Source organism: Mycobacterium sp., assembly GCF_050701675.1.
Classification (GTDB): Bacteria; Actinomycetota; Actinomycetes; order Mycobacteriales; family Mycobacteriaceae; genus Mycobacterium.
This window is the reverse complement of record NZ_JBOGDD010000878.1, coordinates 1-3,148: the sequence shown is the minus strand read 5'-3', so window position 1 is coordinate 3,148 and position 3,148 is coordinate 1. Positions and strand designations below refer to the sequence as shown.

The 3,148-nt window shown below is 63.5% G+C and carries 2 protein-coding genes and 1 tRNA gene; 1 reads left to right on the top strand and 2 read right to left on the bottom strand.

All coding sequences use genetic code 11. From position 1 onward, the window contains the following. Nucleotides 1-80: 80 nt before the first annotated feature. Together urtA and ACRDUX_RS26815 are read right to left on the bottom strand one after the other, a co-directional pair. Nucleotides 81-1,358 (bottom strand): urea ABC transporter substrate-binding protein, encoded by a 1,278-nt coding sequence (urtA, locus tag ACRDUX_RS26820; RefSeq protein WP_526418223.1) that lies wholly within the window; start codon nt 1,356-1,358, stop codon nt 81-83. 54 nt (nt 1,359-1,412) lie between these two features. Then, nucleotides 1,413-2,585, bottom strand: coding sequence for a hypothetical protein (locus tag ACRDUX_RS26815; protein ID WP_526418221.1), 1,173 nt, complete (start codon nt 2,583-2,585; stop codon nt 1,413-1,415). Nucleotides 2,586-3,024: 439 nt separating this feature from the next. Here ACRDUX_RS26815 and ACRDUX_RS26810 point away from each other — a divergent pair. Beyond that, nucleotides 3,025-3,096, top strand: a tRNA-Gly gene (locus ACRDUX_RS26810). Nucleotides 3,097-3,148: the final 52 nt, after the last annotated feature.

Below are 3,148 nucleotides of genomic sequence, written 5' to 3'. Positions count from 1 at the left end.
CTCCTGAGCCGAGTAATCCCAGCGCGCCGGGTCGGATGCGACCCCGGCGCGCCGGGCCACGTGCATGATTGGCGCTCGGCTCAGTAGTTCTGCTTGGAGCACTTCTTCGTCACGGTATTGTAGTTGCCGCAGCTCAGCTTGTCGGTCCAGTCCGCTTCGATGATCTTGCTGTCGGGCAGGTAGTCCGACCACGCGTCGCCCGGCACCAACCCTTCGGTCTGCCACACGGTGGCGAACTGGCCGTCCGCCTGGATCTCGCCGATGAGGACCGGCTTGGTGATGTGGTGGTTGGGCAGCATGGTCGACATGCCGCCGGACAGGTTGGCCGTCTGGATGCCGATGATCGCCTTCTGCACGGCGGTGGGATCGATGGTGCCGGCCTTCTCGACCGCCTTCACCCACATGTTGAAGCCGATGACAGTGGCCTCCATGGGGTCATTGGTGACCCGCTTCGGGTTCTTGATGTAGGCGTGCCAGGTGGTGATGAACTCGGCGTTGACCGGTGCATCGACGCTCATGAAGTAGTTCCAGGCCGCGAGGTGACCGACCAGCGGCTTGGTGTCGATGCCGGAGAGCTCCTCCTCGCCGACCGAGAACGCCACCACCGGGATGTCGGCGGACGAGACGCCCTGATTGCCGAGCTCCTTGTAGAACGGCACGTTGGCGTCGCCGTTGATCGTCGAGACCACGGCCGTCTTCTTGCCCGTGGCGCCGAACTTCTTGATGTCGGCGACGATGCTCTGCCAGTCGGAGTGCCCGAACGGCGTGTAGTTGATCATGATGTCTTCCTGCTTGACGCCCTTCGACTTGAGGTACGCCTCGAGGATCTTGTTGGTCGTGCGCGGGTAGACGTAGTCGGTACCGGCCAACACCCAGCGCTGCACCTTCAGGTCGTTCATCAGGTAGTCGACGGCGGGGATGGCCTGCTGGTTTGGGGCCGCACCGGTATAGAAGACGTTCTTGGACGACTCCTCGCCTTCGTACTGGACCGGATAGAACAGCAGGCCGTTGAGCTCCTCGAACACCGGCAGGACCGACTTCCGCGACACCGAGGTCCAGCAGCCGAAGACCACCGCGACCTTCTCCTTCTGCAGCAGCTCGCGCGCCTTCTCGGCGAACAGCGGCCAGTTCGAGGCCGGGTCGACGACCACCGCCTCGAGCGGTCGGCCGAGCAGGCCGCCCTTCTTGTTCTGCTCGGCGACGAGCATCAGGACCGTATCCTTCAGCGTCGTTTCGCTGATCGCCATGGTTCCCGAGAGGGAGTGGAGGACGCCCACCTTGATCGGGTCGGCTGCCCCCGCGGGCAGGCCGAGCAACATCACCACAATCAGTGCCGCGGCCAGAGTGCGTATACGCATTGTGTCGTCTCCTTCTATTTTCGCGTTGTCGATGGTGGGTGGTCGGCGGTGGCGTTAGATCTGCAGCTGGACGGCGATACCGACGGAGCTCACGTTGCCGCCGCTCGCGGTGGGCGCGTAGTTCAAGCCCAGGGTCGCCAGATCGCCGTACTGGTAGAAGAGCGACAGGCGCGCATTGAACCCGTCGATGACGTAGTTCGTGCCAAGCTCGAACTCGTCGCGGTCGGCGCTGTCCTGCGGGTAGGTGCCGCTGTAGCGCACGTAGGGCTGAAACTTCCCGATGCCGATCTCCTTCGGGATCAGGTAGAGCCCGGTCAGGGAGAAGCTGTTGCCGGAGAACATCAGGAAGGCGTTGGGATCGCCGTCCGTGAACGCCTGCCGCGAGTACGACGAGTCGAAGTACTTGTACTCGCCGTTGATCGTGAAGACGCCGACGTCCTCGACCGGCTTCTCGAACAGCAGGTCGGTGACCAGGCCGAAGAAGTTGCCGGGGTGCTCGAACGATCCGGCACCATCCTCCTGATATTGCATGGCCAGACCGAGGGTGAGGATGTCGCCGGCGCTGCCGAAGTAGGAGCCGCTGGTGTAGTAGCCCGGATTCTTCTCGACGTTCAGGAAGTTGTACGCGACGCGCGCGCCGAAGAGTGGGTTGTCGGCCTGGTTGGGTCCGGTGTCGTTGCCCGACTGCAGACCGGTGAACACACCGGCGACGTACTGGAACGCGCCTTCCGGCCCCGCAGCACCCCACAGGTTGAAGCCGTTGTCGCGCTCGTACACACCGGCGCCGCCGACGCCGTAGTGCGTGCTGAAGTCGGCGGGGAAGAACGGCGTCTTGTAGGCCTCGTACGTCGTCGAATAGAAGGGGCCGTTCAACTCCTGCCGTTCGGCCGGTACCAGCAGACGACCGCCCCACACGTTGATGTAGGGCGCGAATTCGAACTTCGCGATGGCGTCGAGGATGATGAAGTCCTGCAGCGAGGAGTTGCCGCAGAACGCGCACTCGGTGTTGACCTCGAACTTGATGTACTCGTGGATCTGTCCGTTGATGTAGATACGGGCGTTGTCGAGGTTGAAGTCCGACGACCAATCATTGCTGCTCGGCGCCGCATCCTGCGTCGCCGTGTACGACGACCGCACACCAACCCCCAAGCTGATCCACTTGTTGTCGTCGATGCTGATCTTGCCTCCCGCGTGCACCTCCGATTGCGAAAACAGAATCACTCCCATCAGAACCGCGAATCGCTGGACCCTGCCTGTTCCCATAAGCCCCTCCCGCCTTCTGGTGAATTGTGGATTCGACGGCGCGAGGCCTTCGCCATTCTCGTGCCACGGCGATGCGGTGAGGCACACGCATGTCGCGGCGCTGACGCGCTGCGTCAGGGCGCGTCGGATTCAGGCACCGCGCGAAGCAGCTGCACAACGCGCGTGCAATACCTCCGTCTGCTGCACGCGCTTTTGCTAATGGGGGTCATCCGCCCACGTCATCGAGCGCTGCGCGTCACCAGGCTCAATCGCCGCGATCGATTCCGCTACTGCGCGTCACTCCTGCGACCGAATCCCGCGGTGGCGACAGGACAGGTGGGCAGCGGCGGCAAACGGCCGCGCTGCGACCGCCTGCGAATTGACAAGCACGGATGCTTACCCTAGCGTCCGGCGCACACTCTCTGCGGGCGTAATTCAGCGGTAGAATGCCAGCTTCCCAAGCTGGACGTCGCCGGTTCGACCCCGGTCGCCCGCTCTGATCGCAACCCGTGAGGGCGGCACGAGATTCTCGTCGCCGCCCTCGTCGC

Excerpts from the sequence above, each read along its gene's own strand:
- urtA (WP_526418223.1), bottom strand. The coding sequence starts at position 1,358 with ATGCGTATACGCACTCTGGCCGCGGCACTGATTGTGGTGATGTTGCTC.
- ACRDUX_RS26815 (WP_526418221.1), bottom strand. The coding sequence starts at position 2,585 with ATGGGAGTGATTCTGTTTTCGCAATCGGAGGTGCACGCGGGAGGCAAG.